The 18,925-nt window shown below is 64.7% G+C and carries 13 protein-coding genes; 7 read left to right on the top strand and 6 right to left on the bottom strand.

Annotation, left to right across the window (positions count from 1 at the left end):
• Positions 1–238: 238 nt before the first annotated feature.
• Together Q2M23_RS25495 and Q2M23_RS25490 are read right to left on the bottom strand one after the other, a co-directional pair.
• Entirely contained in the window at positions 239–2,206 is a 1,968-nt protein-coding gene (locus Q2M23_RS25495; protein WP_375166471.1) for a hypothetical protein, read from the bottom strand.
• A 104-nt stretch (positions 2,207–2,310) separates the two neighbouring features.
• Complete coding sequence (locus Q2M23_RS25490; RefSeq protein WP_316397433.1) at positions 2,311–3,387, bottom strand: YbhN family protein; 1,077 nt, start codon at positions 3,385–3,387, stop codon at positions 2,311–2,313.
• Between the two features lie 586 nt (positions 3,388–3,973).
• On the opposite strand from Q2M23_RS25490, the gene Q2M23_RS25485 reads away from it, so the two are divergent.
• Together Q2M23_RS25485 and Q2M23_RS25480 are read left to right on the top strand one after the other, a co-directional pair.
• Positions 3,974–5,392, top strand: a complete 1,419-nt coding sequence (locus tag Q2M23_RS25485) for an MFS transporter (protein ID WP_410469763.1) — start codon at positions 3,974–3,976, stop codon at positions 5,390–5,392.
• 147 nt (positions 5,393–5,539) lie between these two features.
• Positions 5,540–7,942 (top strand): EAL domain-containing protein, encoded by a 2,403-nt coding sequence (locus Q2M23_RS25480; RefSeq protein WP_316397432.1) that lies wholly within the window; start codon positions 5,540–5,542, stop codon positions 7,940–7,942.
• 14 nt (positions 7,943–7,956) lie between these two features.
• Here Q2M23_RS25480 and Q2M23_RS25475 read toward each other — a convergent pair whose 3' ends face one another.
• On the bottom strand, positions 7,957–8,391 hold the full coding sequence (locus Q2M23_RS25475; RefSeq protein WP_016840859.1) for a hypothetical protein: 435 nt from the start codon (positions 8,389–8,391) through the stop codon (positions 7,957–7,959).
• 44 nt (positions 8,392–8,435) lie between these two features.
• Here Q2M23_RS25475 and Q2M23_RS25470 point away from each other — a divergent pair, with 44 nt between their 5' ends.
• Positions 8,436–9,083 carry a hypothetical protein gene (locus tag Q2M23_RS25470; RefSeq protein ID WP_410469762.1) on the top strand — a complete coding sequence of 216 codons (648 nt, stop codon included), beginning with the start codon at positions 8,436–8,438 and terminating at the stop codon, positions 9,081–9,083.
• Between the two features lie 86 nt (positions 9,084–9,169).
• A complete protein-coding gene (locus Q2M23_RS25465; protein WP_316397430.1) occupies positions 9,170–9,526 on the top strand; it encodes a hypothetical protein in 357 nt (118 codons plus the stop codon).
• Positions 9,527–9,616: 90 nt separating this feature from the next.
• Here Q2M23_RS25465 and Q2M23_RS25460 read toward each other — a convergent pair whose 3' ends face one another.
• Positions 9,617–10,960: a PLP-dependent aminotransferase family protein gene (locus Q2M23_RS25460; RefSeq protein WP_229159674.1), complete on the bottom strand. Its 1,344-nt coding sequence runs from the start codon at positions 10,958–10,960 to the stop codon at positions 9,617–9,619.
• A gap of 183 nt (positions 10,961–11,143) precedes the next feature.
• Here Q2M23_RS25460 and Q2M23_RS25455 point away from each other — a divergent pair, with 183 nt between their 5' ends.
• Positions 11,144–11,380, top strand: coding sequence for a DUF1127 domain-containing protein (locus Q2M23_RS25455; protein ID WP_057016744.1), 237 nt, complete (start codon positions 11,144–11,146; stop codon positions 11,378–11,380).
• Between the two features lie 267 nt (positions 11,381–11,647).
• A complete protein-coding gene (locus Q2M23_RS25450; RefSeq protein WP_316397427.1) occupies positions 11,648–14,188 on the top strand; it encodes an EAL domain-containing protein in 2,541 nt (846 codons plus the stop codon).
• A gap of 124 nt (positions 14,189–14,312) precedes the next feature.
• On the opposite strand, the gene Q2M23_RS25445 is transcribed toward Q2M23_RS25450, so the two are convergent.
• Both Q2M23_RS25445 and Q2M23_RS25440 read right to left on the bottom strand, forming a co-directional pair.
• Entirely contained in the window at positions 14,313–15,953 is a 1,641-nt protein-coding gene (locus tag Q2M23_RS25445) for an arylsulfatase (RefSeq protein WP_410469764.1), read from the bottom strand.
• Positions 15,954–15,966: 13 nt separating this feature from the next.
• On the bottom strand, positions 15,967–16,905 hold the full coding sequence (locus Q2M23_RS25440; protein WP_316397424.1) for a formylglycine-generating enzyme family protein: 939 nt from the start codon (positions 16,903–16,905) through the stop codon (positions 15,967–15,969).
• Between the two features lie 536 nt (positions 16,906–17,441).
• Between Q2M23_RS25440 and Q2M23_RS25435 the strand changes: the two genes are divergently transcribed.
• On the top strand, positions 17,442–18,887 hold the full coding sequence (locus Q2M23_RS25435; protein WP_316397422.1) for a porin family protein: 1,446 nt from the start codon (positions 17,442–17,444) through the stop codon (positions 18,885–18,887).
• Positions 18,888–18,925: the final 38 nt, after the last annotated feature.

Raw genomic sequence — 18,925 nt, 5'->3', positions numbered from 1 at the left:
CGTTGAATCTCCCTTAATATGCGATTCTCAACCCTCCAGATCGCGGCTTTCTGACTCAGTAAGACTAAGGCGCGATGGGATTGGGTTGAATCGTCATCGCGCTTTAGTTCTTTGTTTGAGCATGATCTTTTCGGAAAACCGCTTCGCACTTTTCCGGATCATGCTTTAGCACTTCTCTCTGGCTAACGCTCCGATCTGTGCGCGCTCATGCTCCGCTCTTGCGTGGCAGCGTGAGCGTTCAGCGCTGTCCCGTCGGTGCAATCGGCATCGGCAGTGGCGCGACCGGCTCGGTAATCACCTCGGGCACAGCGGTGTTCAACTGCAGCACGGTGGCGGCCGCGGGGACCGCGGCATCGGCCATCGCCGCATGGCCTTCGGCGCTCGGATGCACCGCGCCGCCATACACCGCCGACAGGATGCCCCATGTCGCGTCGTGGATGTCGCTTGGCTGCATCGAGGACGGCAGGCCCTGCGGGTAGGTCATCGCCGTGAAGTAGCTGTCATTGGCGTCGCGGATCCAGCGCGCGCGCGGCAGGTAGGCGCGGTATTCGCCGGCGCTGCGGCCGCATTTGAGCGGCTGGTTGGCGGCGGCGACAATGTCCGACACGAAGCTGTCGCCATTGGCGGCAAAGCAGTCGCGGTCGAATTCCGGATCGGTCGACGCACGTGCGCAGAAGCCATGGCTCGCAAACGCGTCCTGATGCGCATCGACGAAGGTCATGCGGTCGGCCTGCGGATTGCGGCAGATGATGCCGGACTGGCACTGCGCGATCGCCTTGAGCTGCGGCAGGAACTCGTTCTGCACGAAGCTCGAGACCGACGCGAGGCGGTTGGGATCCGCGTTGAACGAGGGATGGATCTCGAAGCCGGCGCGGCCGCCGGGGCAGGGCGCGCCGCCATTGGCCAGCGCCGGATTGGCATAGGCCGTGTAGATCACGTGCGAGAGATCGCCGCCGACCAGCGGCTTCAGCGCGTCGCGCAGCTTGGCAAAATCGGCCGGCAGGTCGCGCGCCAGCGCCGAACGGGCATCGTCGACGCTGGCCATCGAGCCGCCGCGGCTGAACAGCGTGCGCTCGGTCGGCGTGTCGACGATCACGTTGGCGACGAGGCCGGAGAAGTAGATGTCGTTGGCGCCGATCGACAGCAGCACGAGGTCGAGGGTGCGGTCGGGCTGACGGCGCTTGGCGGCGGCGAGTGCCGTGCGCAGCTCCGCGATCTGGCCGTTGACGGTGCCCGAGCAGGTGTTGGCTGTCTTCGTCGGCAGGCATTCCCGCGCCTGCTGCGAGCCGAGCAGGCCGTCGGCGATGCTGGCGCCGGTGCAGGCCAGCGGCAGATAGGTCACCGCGATGTGCGGATATTGCACGGCGAGCGCGAGCGCGGTGCGGGTCTGGTAGCTGTACAGCGACCGGTGACAGGCCGAGTTGAGCCAGAGCGCGCTCTGGCGTTGCCAGTTGGTCAGGGTGTCCGGTGCTTCGCAGGCGCGGCCGCCTTTGTAGCCGGCGCGGCTCGGCCGGTAATATTGCGCCCCGCCGAGATAGGAGCGGAAGCAGAAGCCCTCGTCGGAGAGCGCAATCGCGCGGTCGGGATTGCCCTCGCCGGATGCGATGCTGTCGCCGAGGCCCGCGATCAGCAGGTCGCGCACCTCGATCTGCGTCGCCACACGCTGGTTGGCGTCCGAGCCGCTTGCGACGTCGACGGTCGCGACCGTGGTGCGGCCGTAGCGGACGCGCAGGTTGATCGGCTCGGCGCAATCGAATGTCGAGGATTGCGGCCCGTCGCCGTCGTCGAACGACCAGGCACAGGTCGCGCCGACCGGAACCGGGCCGGTGAGCCGCACGACGATCGGATGATCGATCGGCGTCAGATAGCTTTCCTTGACGTTGTCGCGCGTGCAGGGCTCGCTGACGCGGCCCTGCAGGTCGATGCAGAGCCGGTTCACGGTGTTGCGCGCCCAGCCGCGGCCGTCGCTTTGCAGTTCCAGCGTCTGTTCCGAGGCCAGCACGGTGCGGCCAAGCCCGCTTTCGACATGCAGGCGGAAGTCGCGTTCCTCGCGGAACAGGCGGAAGCGGTTGCGGACCTCCCAGGAGATCTGCAGCTGGTTGTCCTGCGCGTCCGCGGCCGATGCGAACACCGCGGCCAGCGCGCTGCCGAGCAGCACGCTGCAGACCGTCACCCGAAACGAAAATCGAACCAAAAAGCCAATCATGGCGCGGTTTGACGCGAGCGGTACGGCGAAAATAAGAGAAGCGGCCGCGAGGATCGAAAATCCGGGGTCGAGGGGCCCGCACAGGGGGCCGATAACGTTGTCCGTTACCGTTTCAGCTGCCTGACCCGCTGCTGCCGGCTTTCGATCGGTTGCCGCACGGTCGCCGAAGCCGTGCAGGCTTGGCTTAGTCGTTTCCGCTCTTGCCAGGGCTGCACCACGTTGAGCCAGAGCTCGCGCATGCCCATGATCGAGATCGAAATCCCGAACGGGATCAGGAAGTAGAGGATGCGGAACACGACCAGCGTCGCCAGCAATTGTTCCTTGCTGAACTCCGGCAGCGCCACCAGCATCGCGGCATCGAACACGCCGATCGAGCCGGGGGCGTGGCTGGCGAAGCCGAGCAGCGTCGCCAGGATGAACACGACCGCCAGCGAGACGAAGTCGATATGCGGCTCGGTCGGCATCAGCAGGTACATTGCGAGCGCGCAGAAACCGAGATCAACCACGCCGATCAGGATCTGCAACAGCGTCAGCTTGGCCGAGGGCAGCACCACCTTCCAGCCGTTCTGGCCGAGCTCGCGGCGCTTCTCGCCGGTCAGGAGCCAGACGAAATAGGCGCCGATGCCGGCAAGGCAGCCGAGCGCGATCAGCCGGTTCATCGCCGGCGGCAGCAGGTCCATCGCCGACGCCGCCGCCGGGTGCCAGGCCATGCCGAAGCCGAGCACGAACAAATTGCCGAGCCAGAAGGTCAGGCCCGACAGAAAGCAGATCTTGGCGACGTCGATCGCGGAGAGGCCATAATCGGAATAGATCCGGAAGCGGATCGCGCCGCCGGTGAAAACCGTGGCGCCGATATTGTGGCCGATCGTGTAGCTCGTGAAGCTCGACAGCGCTGCGATGCGGTAGGGGACATGGATCTTGCCGATCGTGCGCAGCGCGAAGAAGTCGTAGAAGGTCAGCGTGCAGAACGCCCCGACCACGCAGAGCGCCGCCAGCGCGATCCGGTGCGGCGCGATGTTGGTGAGCGCGGAGAGAATGATGCCGGTATCGACGCCCTTCAGAGTGTGAACAAGCGACGTGATCGCGAACGCGATGATCAACACACTCGCGGCGATCCCGAGCCGTTTCCAGCCGATCTTTTCCTTGAAACCACGCCCGAGCGTGGTCAGCAGCCGAAGCATTCATCCTCCCGGCGGGGCGGCAAATTTCAGTGGGACCCGATCACGGACGGCGACGGGGGACGGGCAAACGCACCGTACGCGATGACCCATAAGGCAAAACCGATGCGTTGTGCAGCCCTTGACAAGCCAACCTTCGGCCCTCGTCCAGCGTCATTGTCATATTGGCTACATATGTTCTCGCTCTGCGAAATGTGAGTCGCAGGACCGCGATGGGGCCACTGCATGTTCCGCCGTTTCAGGCGGTTTCGCCGGCTTTTTTGCCGATTTTGCGGCCGTCCCGGCGTCGATGCGGGTTCATTGGCGCGAAGCGAATGGACGATATGCGTCAGCATGGGGACGGCTGAGCCGGCTGTGAGTTTACCAAAGTGTGAAGTCGGCGCGCGCATGCGCATGATCCGCCCTGCGCTCGGGCCGGTGAGCCGCGCGAGGGCGGTCCGTAGGTCTATTGAGGCAAAACGCCGCGCAAGCGGGCCGCCGTCGGACAGATCGGCCAGGCACGCGATTTCACACTTCGATCCGTGGCGAAGTGTTGCGGCGAAACGAAGGCCTATGTCTCGCATTGGTTGCCGAGAGCAAGGACAAGACCATGCAACAGACCTCCCTGAACGTCCGGCACATGCCGGACCGCCGCGCTGCATCGCATCGGCAAACGAGCGGGCTCGCGGCGACGTTGACGCTCGCCGCGATGAGTCTCGGCTATGGCGTCGTGCAGCTCGACGTCACCATCGTCAACACGGCGCTCAACGCGATCGGCGCCTCGCTCGGCGGCGGCGTTGCCGAACTGCAATGGGTGGTCAGCGCCTACACGATCGCCTTTGCGGCCTTCATCCTGACCGCGGGCGCGCTCGGCGACCGGATCGGCGCCAAGCGCATCTTCATGGCCGGGTTTGCGATCTTCACCGCGGCATCGGTTGCCTGCGCGGTCGCGCCTGATGCGACGACGCTGATCGCCGCCCGCTGCGTTCAGGGGCTGGCCGCCGCCATCCTGGTGCCGAACTCGCTGGCGCTGCTCCGCCATGCCTATGAAGACGAGAAGGCGCGGGGACGGGCGGTCGGTGTCTGGGCCGCGGGCGCGAGCCTTGCGCTGACCGCCGGCCCGTTCGTCGGCGGCGGACTGATCGCGCTGGTCGGCTGGCGCGCGATCTTTCTGGTCAACCTGCCGATCGGCCTCGCCGGCTTGTGGCTCGCCTGGCGCTTTGCCAGCGAAACCACGCGTCATCAGCAACACCGGCTCGATCTGCCGGGGCAGGTCGCGGCGATCGCCGCGCTCGGCACGTTGGCCGGCGCGCTGATCGAAGGCGGCACGCTCGGCTGGGGCAACCCGTTCGTGATCGCAGGCTTCGCTCTCGCCGCCGTCTTCTCCGTGCTGTTCGTCTGGCGTGAGTCGCGCGCGCCGCAGCCGATGCTGCCGCTCTCGCTGTTCCGCCACCGGATGTTTGCCCTGACCTCGCTGGTCGGCCTCCTGGTCAATGTCGCGTTCTACGGCCTGATCTTCGTGCTCAGCCTCTACTTCCAGCAGGTCAACGGGCTGTCGGCGTTCGCCACTGGCCTCGCGTTCGTGCCGATGCTCGGCGCCGTGCTGCCCGCCAACCTGATCGCACCGCATGTCGCGGAGCGGATCGGCGCGCCGGCGACAATCGCGCTCGGCGCCGCTCTCTCCGCCACCGGATGTCTTGCGCTGCTGTTCATCGGCCCCGGCACCAGCTACCTCGCGATCTGCCTGCAATTGCTGGGCATGAGCGGCGGCCTCGGCCTGCTGGTGCCGCCCCTGACATCGGCGCTGCTCGGCAGCGCCGAGCCGCAGCATGCCGGCATCGCGGCCGGGGTGTTGAACGCGACCCGGCAGACCGGCAGCGTGCTCGGTGTCGCGCTGTTCGGCTCGATGGTCAGCCGGTCCGCGGCCTTCATCACCGGCCTGCATGCGGCCCTCGTCATCTCCGCCGGCGTGTTGCTGGCGGCGGCTGCGCTGATCTGGATCGGCGCATGGTCACAGGCTCGGCGCTGAGACGAACCGCAGCGAGGCATCTCCGCGTTGCCCTGACCCGATCGCCTGCATTCAAGGCTTCTTGACCATGCGTGGAACCTTGCTGCGGTGCGGTTACCGTTCCTACACGAATGCGTCTGTTCTTATAGGTCCATAAAGGGGGCCTATATGTATCGCGTTCTGACCTGTCTCACTTTGGAACATGACTGGCGGTTGGTCGCCCTCGGCGGGGTGATCTGCCTGCTCGCCAGCGCCGTCGCGATCAGCCTGTTTCACCGTGCCCGCGCTGCGCAGGGGCGGGCCCGCGAGATCTGGATCGGCCTCGATGCGGCGGTCGGCGGTTGCGGTATCTGGGCCACCCATTTCGTTGCCATGCTGGCGTACGATCCCGGCATCGAGGCCGGGTACAACATTCCCATCACGCTGCTGTCGCTGGTGCTCGCGGTTGCGATCCTGGCCGTCGGATTGGCCGTCGCCACGCTCGATGGACGCTGGCAGACGGTTGCGGCCGGTGGCGCGATCGTCGGCGCCGGTGTCGCGGCGATGCATTACACCGGCATGCTCGGGCTGGAGCTGCCCGCGCGCATCGTCTGGTCGCCCGGCATCGTCGCCTCGTCGATCGCGTTCGGAAGCCTGTTCGGCGCGCTCGCGCTCGTCGTTGCCACCCGTGGCGAACGTTTCGGCACCACCGCCGCCGCGACCGGTCTTCTGACCGTCGCGATCGTCTCGCATCATTTCACCGCGATGGGCGCGGTGACGCTCGTCCCGGATCCGACCATCGTTTCCGGCGGACTTACGGTCTCGCCGCGCGTGCTCTCGTTCATGACCGCCGTTGCGGCCTTCGCGATCCTCGGCCTCTCGCTGATCGCCTCGATCCTCGACCGTCGCGCCAAGACCGAACTTCACAAGCAGAAGGTGGTGCTCGATACCGCGCTCGAGAACATGTCGCAGGGGCTGTGCATGTTCGATGCCGACGGCCGCATCATGCTGTTCAACGAGCGCTACAGCGAGATGATGGGGCGCAGTCGCATACCGCTGCAGGGACGCCTGCTGATCGATGTCCTGCAGGACCTCCATTCCATCGGCGAGTGGGACGGCGATCCCGAGGAGTTCTGCAATGCTCTCGTCGCCGAGGCAAAGGCCGGCCACAGCGCGACGCGGATCGTCAGCCGCAACGAGCGCGCGATCCGCGTCGTCGACCAGCCGATGAAGGGCGGCGGCTGGGTCGCGACCTTCGAGGACATCACCGAATGGCAGCAGGCACAGGAGCAGATTTCGCACATGGCGCGGCATGACGCGCTGACCAATTTGCCGAACCGGACGCTGTTCCGCGAGCAGCTCGAGAAGGCCTCGAGACTGGCCAAGCGTTCCGACCAGCTGGCCGTGCTCTGTCTCGATCTCGATCATTTCAAGGAAATCAACGACACGCTCGGACATCCGATCGGCGACGCGCTGCTGCGCGAAGTCGCGCGCCGGCTCGGCGAATGCGTCACCGAGCACGACACCGTGGCGCGGCTCGGCGGCGACGAATTCGCCATCGTGCAGTTCTGCAGCAATTGCGAGCCGTCCGTCGTGTCGTCGCTGGCAAGTCTCGTGGTCGAGCGGATCGCTGCGCCCTACGAGATCGGCGGCCATCAGCTCGTGATCGGCGTCAGCATCGGCATCTCGCTCGCGCCCGAAGACGGCAAGGATCCCGACGAATTGCTGCAAAAGGCCGATCTCGCGCTGTACCGCGCCAAGGCCGACGGCCGCGGTACCTATCGCTTCTTCGAGACCGGGATGGATGCGCGTGCGCAGGCGCGCCGCCTGCTGGAGCGCGACCTGCGGCTTGCGCTCGAGCATGACGAGTTCGAGGTCTACTACCAGCCGATCCGCGATGTCGCGGGCGATCGGATCGTCGCCTTCGAGGCGCTGGCGCGCTGGAACCATTCGCTGCGTGGCCTGATCGCGCCGAACAATTTCATTCCTGTCGCCGAGGAAACCGGGCTGATCGTTCCGCTTGGCGAGATCGTGTTGCGCAAGGCCTGCGCGGATGCCGCGGGCTGGCCCGAGGCCGTCGCGGTTGCCGTCAATCTCTCGCCGGTGCAGTTCAAGAACCCGAACCTGGTGTCGTCGGTGAAGGCGGCGCTGGAAGCATCGGGCCTGTCGGCGGACCGGCTTGAGCTCGAGATCACCGAATCGGTGCTGCTGCAGAACAGCGAGGCGACGCTCGCGGTGCTGCATGAGCTGCGCGGCTTCGGCGTCCGCATCTCGCTGGACGATTTCGGCACCGGCTATTCCTCGCTGAGCTATCTGCGCAGCTTCCCGTTCGACAAGATCAAGATCGACCGGTCCTTCGTCACCGACCTTGCGACACGCGAGGACTCGATGGCGATCGTGCGCGCGGTCACCGGCCTCGGCAAGAGCCTCGGCATCGTCACGACCGCCGAAGGGGTCGAGACCGATACCCAGTTCGACCTGCTGCGTCGGGAGGGCTGCACGCAGGCGCAGGGCTATCTGTTCAGCCCGCCGCGGCCGGCAGCCGACGTCGCCAAGATGTTGCGCAGGACGCCGGAACGGTCGGTCGCCTGAGTTGGAGGGCTAGCTCAGCTCTTGCGCAGGGCAAAATAGGCGCCGCAGAACGCCATCACTGCGCCGAGGCACAGGGCGGCAAGGCCGGCGAGCACGGCGGAAATGGTCGAGACCGTGCTCGGCGCCGACGCGGCCTGGCCGGCACCGGCCAGCATCAGCACGCCGACGACGATCAGGAAGTTACGCATCCGCTGCGGGATCTGGCCGGCCACCGCGCTGTGCATCAGATTGGCGGTGAAGTAGCCGCCCGAAAATCCGACGGTCGCGATCAGCCACCACGCAATCGCGGCGCCCGCCGGCATGAACTCGTGGCTGTCGGAGCGCCACAGGCCGCCGAGATCGAGCCCATAACGCGCGCCGAGCATGTGCACGGCAAGCGCCAGCAGCACGCCGGATATCATCGCGCCGCCGAGGATGAGGTAGCGCGGAAAATAGGTCGTCTCAGGCATGGCTCGCTTGTAGGATAGCCGTGACGTCCCGCGCAAGCGCGTGGATGGATTTGGACGGGTGGAACGGCGGCTTGCCAACAACGTTGCAGGATCGATCGGAGGCAGGCGAGGGCTCGCCGCTGCGCTATGCCTACAAGGCCTCATTGATCGGCTCGGCGCACCAGTTCGAGCTGACCGAGGACGGGCTGGCGTGGCGGATCGCCGGCCGGTCGGGCGTGTGGGACTATGCCGACATCTCCGCGGTGAAACTGTCCTATCGCCCGGTCTCGATGCAGCAGCAGCGGTTTCGCGCCGACATCGACAACGCCAAGGGCGGGCGGATCGCGATCCTCTCGACCACCTGGCAGACCGCGACGCTGGTGGCGCCGCAGGGCCATCTCTACCGCGACTTCATCGTCGAGCTGCATCGCCGGATGCAGGCGGCGGGCAGCAACGCCAGGCTGGTCGGAGGCCTCGGACCGAAGACGTACACCGCCGCGCTGACGCTGCTGGCCTGCCTTGCGGTGGCAATGATCGGATTGCTGCTGACGGCGCTGCTGACCTCGAACTGGATGGGGGCGCTGTTCCTGGTCGGCTTTGCGGCGCTGTTCACTTGGCAGGTCGGCGGTTTCGTCACGCGCAATCGGCCGCGGCGCTACAGCTTCGATCAATTGCCCGATGCGCTGCTGCCGAAGGCGGTTCGCAATCGGTGAAGCGGTTCGCGCGGCCGGACTGTAAGCGGGTTGTAAGCAACGCGCTGTAAACTCGGCGACGGATTTGCTTTTGGCTGGAGCGTCAGATGACAATCCGGACCCCATTTTTGGCTCTGTGCCTTGTGCTTCTGAGCATCCCGCCGGCTCTTTCCAAGGGCAGCGTGGGCAACAAACATGATCCGCTTGATCACAATCACGTCGACAATCTGCCGCCCGACGTGCGGCGATACGTTGCCGGAATTTGCAAGGGAACGCCGGTCGCGCAGCACGACTTTGCGACCTACTCGCCGCAAGAAAAGCGCTGGCGGATAAACCTCGAATATCTGCAGTGCGGCGTGATCGGGGAGTATCGCAAAGGCAACCAGTGCATGGATGTGGACTTCGTAGCCGAGGGCGCGCATTTTCGTGTCGTGAGAAAGACGTATGCGGCCTGTGGCTTTTGATGCCCTGGCGCTCACTGGAAATGGGCCGCTGCGAGTGCCACTCCTATCCAATTCTGGACTGCGGCGCTGCTTCGGAGTGAACGTGCGATGTCACTCCGTCGAGTCAAAATCCTCTTCGGTCGCGCTCAGCATTCCCGCCAGTGTCCGCAGGCCGAGGTCGAGTTGCTCCATCGGCGGTGCGGCCAGTGCGAGCCGCACCGCATTGGGCGCGTGCCCCGGCGTGGCGGCAAAGGTCGTCGACGGCGTCAGCGCGATGTCGCGGCGCGCCGCGGCGGCGACCAGTGTCTGCGAGCGCCAATGCGGCGGCAAGGTCAGCCAGAGATGATACGACTTCGGATTGGTCTGGATTTCGAAATCGGCCAGATGCTTGGCCGCCAGAAGCTGGCGGCGGCCGGCATCGATCCGTTTCAGCCGTGACAATTCGGCGGCGGTGCCGTCGGCCATCAGCCGCTGCCCCGCGGCGAAGGCGTAGCCCGACGCGGTCCAGCCGCCCGAGCGCACCGCGGCCATGATGCTCTCGCGCAGCCGCGGCGGCGACACGATGAAGCCGAGCGCGAGGCCCGGCGCGACCTTCTTCGACAGGCTGTCGAGCACGATGCAGCTGTCGGGCGCGAGCGCGGCGAGCGGCGCCTCATCGTCGAGGAATCCGTAGACGCCGTCCTCGATGACGATGAGGCCGAGCTTCTCCACCACGCGCAACAGCTCGGCGCGGCGCTCGGCCGGCATGGTGATGCTGAGCGGGTTCTGGATCGTGGGCTGGACGTAGATCGCGGACAGGTGCGCCTCGCGATGCGCCTTCTGCACCGCATCCGGTCGCACGCCGTGTTCGTCCATCGCGAGCGGCACCAGCGAGATGCCGAGCCGCGCCGCGATGCCCTTGACGAACGGGTAGGTCAGCGCCTCGACGCCGCAGCGTCCGCCGGGCGGCACCACGGCGGCGAGCGCGGCGGCGATGCATTGCCGGCCATTGGCGGTGAACACGATCTGGTCGGGATTTGGCGTCCAGCTTTTGCGCGCCAGAAATTCCGAGGAGATGGTGCGTGCCGCCCGCGTGCCAAAGCTGGTCGCCGGCCGCAGCGCGCCCTCGAGCACCTCGGGCCGCTCCAGTCCTTCGAGGCTCTTGGCGATCATCGTCGCCTGGTGCGGCAGCAACGGATAGTTGAACTCAAGGTCGATGCGGGCGCCGCGCGGCTCGGTCGGGGCCGTGATGCCGCGGCGTGCCTCGCCGGACACGAAAGTGCCGCGGCCGACTTCACCGACTACCAACCCGCGCCGCAACAGTTCGGTGTAGACCCGGCTCGCCGTCGAGACGGCGATGTTGCGGTCATAGGCGAAATGACGCTGCGGCGGCAGCCGGTCGCCCGCCTTCAGCGCGCCGCTGGCGATCTCGGCGGCCACCGCATCCGCCAGCTTCAGATATTCGAACCTCGACATTATTGCACCGAGAGCAATGTTTTACTTGCTCCGAGCAATGTACCGGATCATTTAAGAGGGAACAAGCCCATGATTGCACCGAGGAGTGCGCAAGCAATCCGAGGTCCCGGCGGCGCAGGCGCTGAAACAGCATTTGCGTCAACGGCGTAGCTTTTGTCTATGGGCAGCGAAGGAGAGATGACAATGTCAGCGATATCCTCAGCCGCCGCAGCGCCCGCGCGGCCTAGTACATTGGGCGGATTGCTCCGATTGCTCCGAGTGTGGGGCGATGCGCTCGCGACCTATTGGGTGCGCCGCGAGGCGATCAAGACGCTGCGCCAGCTCGATGACCGGGCGTTGCGCGATATCGGACTCTCGCGCTGCCAGATCGAGACCGCCGTCACCGGCGACTTCGACCTGGAGCTGGTGCGGATCCGTTAAGATGCCGGTGCTGCGCTAATGCATGATCCGGAAAAGTGCGAAGCGGTTTTCCAAAAAGGTCATGCTCAAACAAAGAGCTAAAGCGCGATGACGATTCAACCCAATCACGTCGCGCCTTAGGGCCGGGCGCCGACTGCCGGTTGCAGAATTCACCGAAACTACACCAAAGAAGCGGAAGAGCTCCATCTCGTCACCGCCGTCGCTCCAAGGTTGTGACGCTCTATGCTAGCCTGTTAGCTGCGTACGCTAGCGTTGAGTTGGGGACCGATGGCCGCTCGCAAATTGTCGCAAGGGCAGGCCCCGACCCGGGAAGCGCGTCGCCGCTGGCATGAGGAGCGATCGCTGCGCTGTGCGATCCGGTTGGCCCGCATGGGCTACTGGGAGTCGCAGAGTGCCGCCGCGACCGATCTCTGGATATCGCCCGAGCTCGCCGCCTTCTACGAATTCGACACCGCCGACGGCTACATCCCCATCGCCACGGTGCGTGAGCGCTATTTGCCTGAAAGCCGGAAGCTCCTGGAGGCGCATTACGCGGCCTGCTGGGCGGAGGGGCGGCCCTATGCGGTGCGCGCGAGACTCCGCAGTTTCGATGGCAGCCTGCTCGACTGCGTGGTGCATGGCGAGCCGGAATTCGACGCGGACGGCCAGGTTCGACGCGTGTCCGGCATCGTCCGCGACGTCACGGAGGAGACCTCCGCGCTGCGGCGCCTGGCGGAGAGCGAGCAACGGCTGGCCGATTTTGTCTCGACCGCCTCGGACTGGTGCTGGGAGAGCGACGCCGAGCATCGGCTGCTGCCCTATCCCAAATCGCTTGCCGGCAATGCGGCGTTCCAGACGGTGGCCGCTGGCAGGAAGGCGCGCTGGGAGCTGACTTATGCGCCCGAGGACGGCGAGGCGATGGCGCGGCACCGGGCCGATATGGAGGCCCATCGCCCTTTTCGCGACTTCACCTATACGCTGATCGGCAAGGACGGCTCGCGCGTCAGTATCTGCACCAGCGGCAAGCCCATCTTCGCCGATGACGGCAGCTTTCTCGGCTATCGCGGCACCTCCAGCGACATCACCCAGCTCAGGGCGGCCAAGGCGCTGCTCGACCAGCGCACGCGGGCGCTGGAGGAGGCCCACCGCCTCGGCAAGATCGGCACCTGGAGCTTCCGGCTGGACAGCGGCCGCACGATCTGGGCGCCCGAACTCTACCAGCTTCTCGGCTTGCCCGACACGTTCGAGCCGACCGATGAGAACATGAGGCCCTATTTCCTGGACGGCGACGCCGACCGCTTCCGGGATGTGCAGAAACGGGTGCTGCGCACCCGCCGGACCGAGGCCACCGACCTGCGCATCCTGCACGCGGACGGTATGCCCCGCGATCTGGCTGTGATCTGCAAGGCGGAGGTTGCCCACGACAAGGTCATCGGCATCATCGGCACCGTGCAGGACGTCACCGAGCGCAAGGAAGCCGAGCGCCAGCTCGAGCAGCTCGCCTACAGCGATCCGTTGACCGGCCTTGCCAATCGCGCGCTGTTCACGCGCCAGCTCGCCGCCCTGACCGAAGGCTGCGCCCGGGGAGGCCGGACTGGTGCGCTGCTGCTCATCGACCTCGATCGCTTCAAGGAGGTCAATGATTCCCTCGGCCATGCCGCCGGTGACGAATTGCTGATCAAGGTGGCGGCTGCGTTGCGGCAGGACTTGGGGCCGCGCGCCTTCATCGCCCGGCTCGGCGGCGACGAATTCGCCGTGCTGGCGGATGGATGCGACACGTCCGACGCCGCGCTGACCGGGCTTGCCGATCGGCTCGTCGGCAAACTGTCCGGCCCCGTCGATCTCGCCGAGGGCGAGGCCTCGGTCGGCGCCACCATCGGCATCGCCCGCCTGCCGGAGCACGGCGCGACGGCGGAGACCGCCGTGCGCAACGCGGACCTCGCGCTCTACATGGCCAAGGAGGCCGGGCGCGGCCGGGCGCAACTGTTCGAGCCGGTCTATGCGCAGGCGGTCGATGAACGGCTCGATCTCGGTCGCCATTTGCGCCACGCGGTGGAGGCCGGCGCCCTCGAGGCCCATTACCAGCCGCAGGTGGACCTGAAGACTGGCCGCGTCTCCGGCTTCGAGGCGCTGCTGCGCTGGGCCCATCCCGAGCGCGGGCCGATCTCGCCGGCGGAGTTCATTCCGATCGCCGAAAGCTCCGGCCTCATCGTCGACCTCGGCCTGTGGGTGCTGCGCGAGGCCTGCCGGCAGGGCCGCGCCTGGCTGGATGCCGGGCTGCCGCCGCGCTCCATCTCGGTCAATGTCTCGCCGGCGCAGATCTGGAGCGTGGATTTCGAGACCGCAGTCGCGGCCGTGCTGGCGGAGACCGGCTTTCCGGCGAAGCTCCTCTGTCTGGAGCTCACCGAAAGCCTGTTCGTGGATCATACCGAGCAGCGGATCAGTCGCACGCTGACGGCCCTGTCGGGTCTCGGCGCCCGGCTGGCGCTCGACGATTTCGGCTCGGGCTATTCCTCGCTCGGCTATCTGACGCGCCTGCCTTTCGACTGCCTGAAAGTGGACCGGGCCTTCGTGGACGGCATTTCCACCGCGCCGGAGAAGCGCAAGCTGCTGGGCGGCATCATCGCCCTGTCGCACGGGCTCGGCATGACGGTCGTGGCGGAGGGCGCCGAATTGTCCGCCGAACTGGACGTGCTCGGCGGGCTCGATTGCGATGTGGTGCAGGGCTTCGTGTTTTCCCCGCCCATCGCCGCCGACAAGGCGCCGCTGGTCGCCGCCAGTATCGAGCGCGAGGTGCGTCGGATGCAGCCGCAACGGAATCGCCTCTAGGCGAACACCGCTCTTGGCCCGCTCCACTCCCGGAAGCGGATTTCGGTAAACCGACCTGCGATATCGAAAGGCTGAAGGAGACGGTGTTGGGCGGCATGGACGCCGCCCAACACGATCATGAATCTCATTTTGCCATTGCCGTCCTGGCGGCCTCGATTTTCGCCTTCACGGCATCGAGGTTGAAGCTCGCGCCCTTCTGCATCGGCGGAAACTCGATCGCGGTCATGGCCAGCTTCTCGACCTCCTGTTGAACGAACACGAAGCGCCAGAACTCATATTTGAACCAGTCGAAGTATTGTTGGGCGCCGTCTTTGGTCCCGCTCTCGGGCCAGCCCGTTCGCTCGAACGGATCAAGGCGGAGGTTGATCAGGTAGGGGACGTCAACTTTGGTTTTTGCACCTAGCCAGCCAGCGGGCTGGTCGATGAAGCGATACTTGTAGTCGTCGATGCGCACGGCTCCCAGCTCGCTCTCGCCGAAGTACCAGATTTCGTGTCGATTCGACGGCCCCTTGCCGGTGATCATGTCCATCTGATTATAGCCATCCAGATGGCACTTGTAGTTGCGATCCCCGATTTGCTTGCCCTTCTTCAGTTCCTCGGCAATGTTCGGATTGCCGGCAGCCGCCAGCAAGGTCGGGAACCAGTCCAGACCGGAGATGATGCCGTTCTCGACCTTGCCCGCCGGCACCTTGCCCGGCCAGCGGATCATCGCCGGCGCGCGGAAACCGCCTTCCATGACCGTACCTTTGCTCTGCGCGAAGGGTGTCTGTCCGCCATCCGGCCAAGTGAAGACCTCGGTGCCGTTATCCGTGGTGAAGATGACAATGGTGTTGTCATCCACGCCCATGTCCTTGAGTTTTTTCATGACGAGGCCGACATCGTCGTCGAGCTGCGCCATGCCGGCTTCATGAATCGACCAGCCGTTCTTGGAGTTGCGCATCGCCTCGTACTTCGGCGACAAATGCGTGACGATGTGCATGCGGGTCGGATTGAGCCACAAGAAGAACGGCTTGTTATCGGCCTTGGCCCTTTCAATGAACGACAAGGCGAAGTCTCGGATCTCATCATCCACCGTTTCCATCCGCTTGGGATAGAGCGTTCCGGCGTCTTCAATCCTCTGCTTACCGACCTTGCCCCAGCGGGGATCCACGGTGGCGTCGTCCACATTGGTCGCCCATGAATGGATCATGTTGCGCGGGCCGACCTTGTTCAACAGCTCCTGCGGATAGGCAGGGTGAGCCGGATCTTCCATCGCGTCGAGGTGATACAAATAGCCGAAGAACTCGTCGAAGCCGTGCACGGTCGGCAGAAATTCGTTCTTGTCGCCAAGGTGGTTCTTGCCGAATTGGCCGGTGGCATAGCCCATGCCCTGGAGCGCGGTGGCAATGGTCACAGCCTCCGCCGGCAAGCCTGTGGGGGCGCCGGCCTGGCCGACCGTTGTCATGCCGGTGCGGATCGGCAGCTCGCCGGTGATGAAGTTGGCGCGGCCTGCGGTGCAACTCGCCTCGGCGTAATAATCGGTAAACAGCATGCCTTCTGCGGCGATCTTGTCGAGGTTCGGCGTCCTGCCGGCCATCATGCCACGATGGTAAGCACCGATATTCCAGATGCCGATATCGTCCCCCATGATGACGACGATATTGGGCCGCTGGCCGCTCGGTGCCTGCTGCGCCTGGGCCAGTGCCTTTTCGACCGATGCGGCGGCGCCTAATGCGGATGCCGCCGCCAGGCTTGTCGTCGCGAGCAAAACATTTCGACGGCTCATATCGCGTGAGGCGTTATCCTGGTCGTCGCTCATCACTTGCTCCCTTCCTTATGATGCATCGAAAGCCAACATGGCTCGTGGACGTGTCCACCGCTTCCGCATGGCGCGCAGCCGGGCGATAGCGACGGCAGTAGTTCGGCGCGCAGAGATGCGAGCCGCCTTTGAGAACCTTGCGGGGAATCTTGATCTTGGGCAGAGACGGATCGTGGCTGTCTTGCTCTCGCCCGCCGCGTGGATCCTGAGGAACGCAACACGCCTTGGCCGCGTCGGGCGCATGCCTGGTGGACCACCAATCGGTGGTCCACTCCCAGATGTTGCCGATCATGTCATGAAGGCCGTAGCCGTTCGGCGGGAACGCCATCACCGGCGAGGTGCGCGCGTGACCATCGTCAGTAAGATTCTGGTATGGAAAAACACCTTGCCAGGTATTAGCCATTGGCCTGCCGCCGGGCATCAGCTCGTCGCCCCAGGCGAACTCGGCGCCGTCGAGGCCGCCGCGCGCGGCAAACTCCCATTCGGCTTCGGTCGGCAAGTCCTTGCCAGCCCATGTCGCGTAGGCCTCGGCATCGCGATAGGCAATGTGGACCACGGGATGATCGTCGAGGCCGCTGATCGAACTGCGGGGGCCATATGGCCGGCGCCAGTTGGCGCCAAATTTGAAATTCCACCATTGCGACCAGTCGCGCAAATCGACCGGACGCTTCGGCGGCGTGAAAACCAGCGAGCCTGCCTTGAGCATGTGCGGCAGTGCGCCTGGATAGTCCTTTGCGTCAGGCCGCGTCTCCGCTGACGTCACGTAGCCTGTTGCGTTGACGAACTTGCGGAAATCGCGATTGGTGACCGGCGTCCGGTCCATCCAGAAGCCGCTCACCGAGACGCGATGGACCGGCGCCTCTTCGGCATAGTGCCGGTCTGAGCCCATGCGGAACGTGCCGCCCGGAATCCAGACCATACCCCCCTCACTGGGCCCATCCGACAAAGATACGCCTGCCGCAACGCCAACGTCGTGCATGGGCTACTCGCAGTGAACGAGTTTCAAAATTACGAGCGTCGCCCCCAGGAATCTCTCGGCAGCTTCCTAGCGTCGATTCTGCCGGGGAGGAGCGCGGCTTAACACCTTAGTTGGTCAACATGACAATCGAACATCTGACGCGGTGGCACGTTCGCAGCGGCACAACCTTCTTATATTGATCTAGATCAATCGAGCCAGGTCGCCTTTTCCTTGTCGGGAGCCCTGAGGACTATGCAAAAAGTGCAAGGGCTGTGGCGTCATGGATACAACCCTTCAATAAACCTCCGGCTGTACGCAAGTATGCCGATTTCGCATGGACGGACGGCGGCGTCAGCTTATTCTTTCCGAGTTTCTACCCCGCCGGAGCGATGGCGGGCTCGCGAGCGTCGGGGATCGGCGATGCGGTGCTTTGGACCGGGTTTGGGACGCAGATTTTTTTCGCAGTGGCAGCATCATTCCCCTTTTGGGGAGGCTCCATGAAATCATTCCTTGCAAGCGTTGGTCTGTTTGCAGTCTGCGTGAGTCTCACAGCGCGTGCCGCAGACTTGCCGGTGAAGGCTCCGCCCGCTTTACCGCCACCCTACAATTGGTCGGGATTTTATCTCGGTGCAAATCTCGGTGGCTCGTGGACGAGCGGCAGCCTGCCTATTTCTGGTAACAACTTGTATGGCGGCATCACCGAATTCATCGGTGGTGTTCAGGCCGGCTACAATTTTCAAGCCGGCCATCTCTTGCTTGGTGTGGAAGGGGATTTCGATGGGGCGACTTTTGGTCATCCCGTACTTCCGACTCCGGCTCTCGGCTCGGTGAGGCCGAATTGGATCGGAACGGTGGCAGGCCGCGTCGGCCTCGTCGAGGATCGTTGGCTTGGCTACGGCAAGTTTGGCGGTGGCTGGGTGCAGAGCACTGCCTCGTTGAATTTTCCCGGCGTCACTTGGCAGGGCTCCAACACGAGCTCTGGCTGGCTGGGCGGCGTGGGCATCGAGTACGGCTTTAAATCGCATTGGACGATCAAGCTCGAATACGATTACATTGGGCTGGGACACTGGACTTCGGCCACGGTCCCGGCGATCCCCCTGAACCGCGACCTCCAAATGGTCAAGTTCGGTGCGAACTATAAGTTCGAGAGCGGGCTTCCCGATACGGTCGCGCCGGCACGTACCGTGCATTCTGCCGTGCGCTCCGAAGGCTCCGAAGGCGAAGACCTAGCCAAGAAATCGCAGAACCCTATCGCCGATATGGTCAGCGTTCCGTTCCAAAGCAACACGAATTTCAACGTCGGGCCGTACAACCGCACCCAGGAAGTTCTCAACATTCAGCCGGTCATTCCGCTGCGCATCAACGCGGACTGGAACGTGATCTCGCGCACCATCATGCCCGTGATCAGTCAACCTAGTCCGCTTTTTAACAACAACACGAATGGAATTGGGGACATTACTCAGCAGTTCTTTTTCACCCCCGCCCATCCTGGCTCTCTAATCTGGGGCGTCGGTCCCGTCTTTACGGTGCCGTCCGCGACCGATCCGATTCTCGGAACCGGTAAGGTGTTGTTCGGTCCGACCGCCGTTGCCCTCGTAACGCCCGGACATTGGGTGATCGGCGTACTGGTTAACAATCAGTGGTCAGTTGGCGGCAATCCGTTGCGGCCGCCCGTGAACGAGTTTCTCGCGCAGCCGTTTGTCAACTACAACATGGCGCACGGGTGGTACCTGACAAGCTCACCAGTTATTACCGCGGACTGGCTGGCGGCGCCGGGTCAGCAGTGGACCGTACCGATCGGTGGCGGCTTTGGTCGAATCTTCAAGCTCGGCGACCAGCCAGTGAGTGCAAATATAGCCGGCTATTACAACGTCGTTCGTCCAACCGGCGCGCCAAACTGGCAATTGCGAGCCCAATTGTCTCTACTGTTCCCGGAGAGATAGAAGCCGTCTGCAACGAGTGAGATTCGGAAAATTTCTGG

The sequence above is a fragment of the Bradyrhizobium sp. 33ap4 genome (genome assembly GCF_032654765.1).
Taxonomy (GTDB): domain Bacteria; phylum Pseudomonadota; class Alphaproteobacteria; order Rhizobiales; family Xanthobacteraceae; genus Bradyrhizobium; species Bradyrhizobium australafricanum.
Note: the sequence above shows the minus strand (reverse complement) of the source record. Positions and strands in the feature narration are given on the sequence as shown.

What these genes read in the sequence shown, in the direction of transcription:
- Q2M23_RS25435 (WP_316397422.1), top strand. Translation starts at nt 17,442, where the DNA reads ATGAAATCATTCCTTGCAAGCGTTGGTCTGTTTGCAGTCTGCGTGAGT.
- Q2M23_RS25475 (WP_016840859.1), bottom strand. Translation starts at nt 8,391, where the DNA reads ATGCCTGAGACGACCTATTTTCCGCGCTACCTCATCCTCGGCGGCGCG.
- Q2M23_RS25445 (WP_410469764.1), bottom strand. Translation starts at nt 15,953, where the DNA reads ATGAGCCGTCGAAATGTTTTGCTCGCGACGACAAGCCTGGCGGCGGCA.
- Q2M23_RS25470 (WP_410469762.1), top strand. Translation starts at nt 8,436, where the DNA reads ATGGATTTGGACGGGTGGAACGGCGGCTTGCCAACAACGTTGCAGGAT.
- Q2M23_RS25490 (WP_316397433.1), bottom strand. Translation starts at nt 3,387, where the DNA reads ATGCTTCGGCTGCTGACCACGCTCGGGCGTGGTTTCAAGGAAAAGATC.
- Q2M23_RS25460 (WP_229159674.1), bottom strand. Translation starts at nt 10,960, where the DNA reads ATGTCGAGGTTCGAATATCTGAAGCTGGCGGATGCGGTGGCCGCCGAG.
- Q2M23_RS25465 (WP_316397430.1), top strand. Translation starts at nt 9,170, where the DNA reads ATGACAATCCGGACCCCATTTTTGGCTCTGTGCCTTGTGCTTCTGAGC.
- Q2M23_RS25495 (WP_375166471.1), bottom strand. Translation starts at nt 2,206, where the DNA reads ATGATTGGCTTTTTGGTTCGATTTTCGTTTCGGGTGACGGTCTGCAGC.
- Q2M23_RS25480 (WP_316397432.1), top strand. Translation starts at nt 5,540, where the DNA reads ATGTATCGCGTTCTGACCTGTCTCACTTTGGAACATGACTGGCGGTTG.
- Q2M23_RS25450 (WP_316397427.1), top strand. Translation starts at nt 11,648, where the DNA reads ATGGCCGCTCGCAAATTGTCGCAAGGGCAGGCCCCGACCCGGGAAGCG.
- Q2M23_RS25440 (WP_316397424.1), bottom strand. Translation starts at nt 16,905, where the DNA reads ATGGTCTGGATTCCGGGCGGCACGTTCCGCATGGGCTCAGACCGGCAC.
- Q2M23_RS25455 (WP_057016744.1), top strand. Translation starts at nt 11,144, where the DNA reads ATGTCAGCGATATCCTCAGCCGCCGCAGCGCCCGCGCGGCCTAGTACA.
- Q2M23_RS25485 (WP_410469763.1), top strand. Translation starts at nt 3,974, where the DNA reads ATGCAACAGACCTCCCTGAACGTCCGGCACATGCCGGACCGCCGCGCT.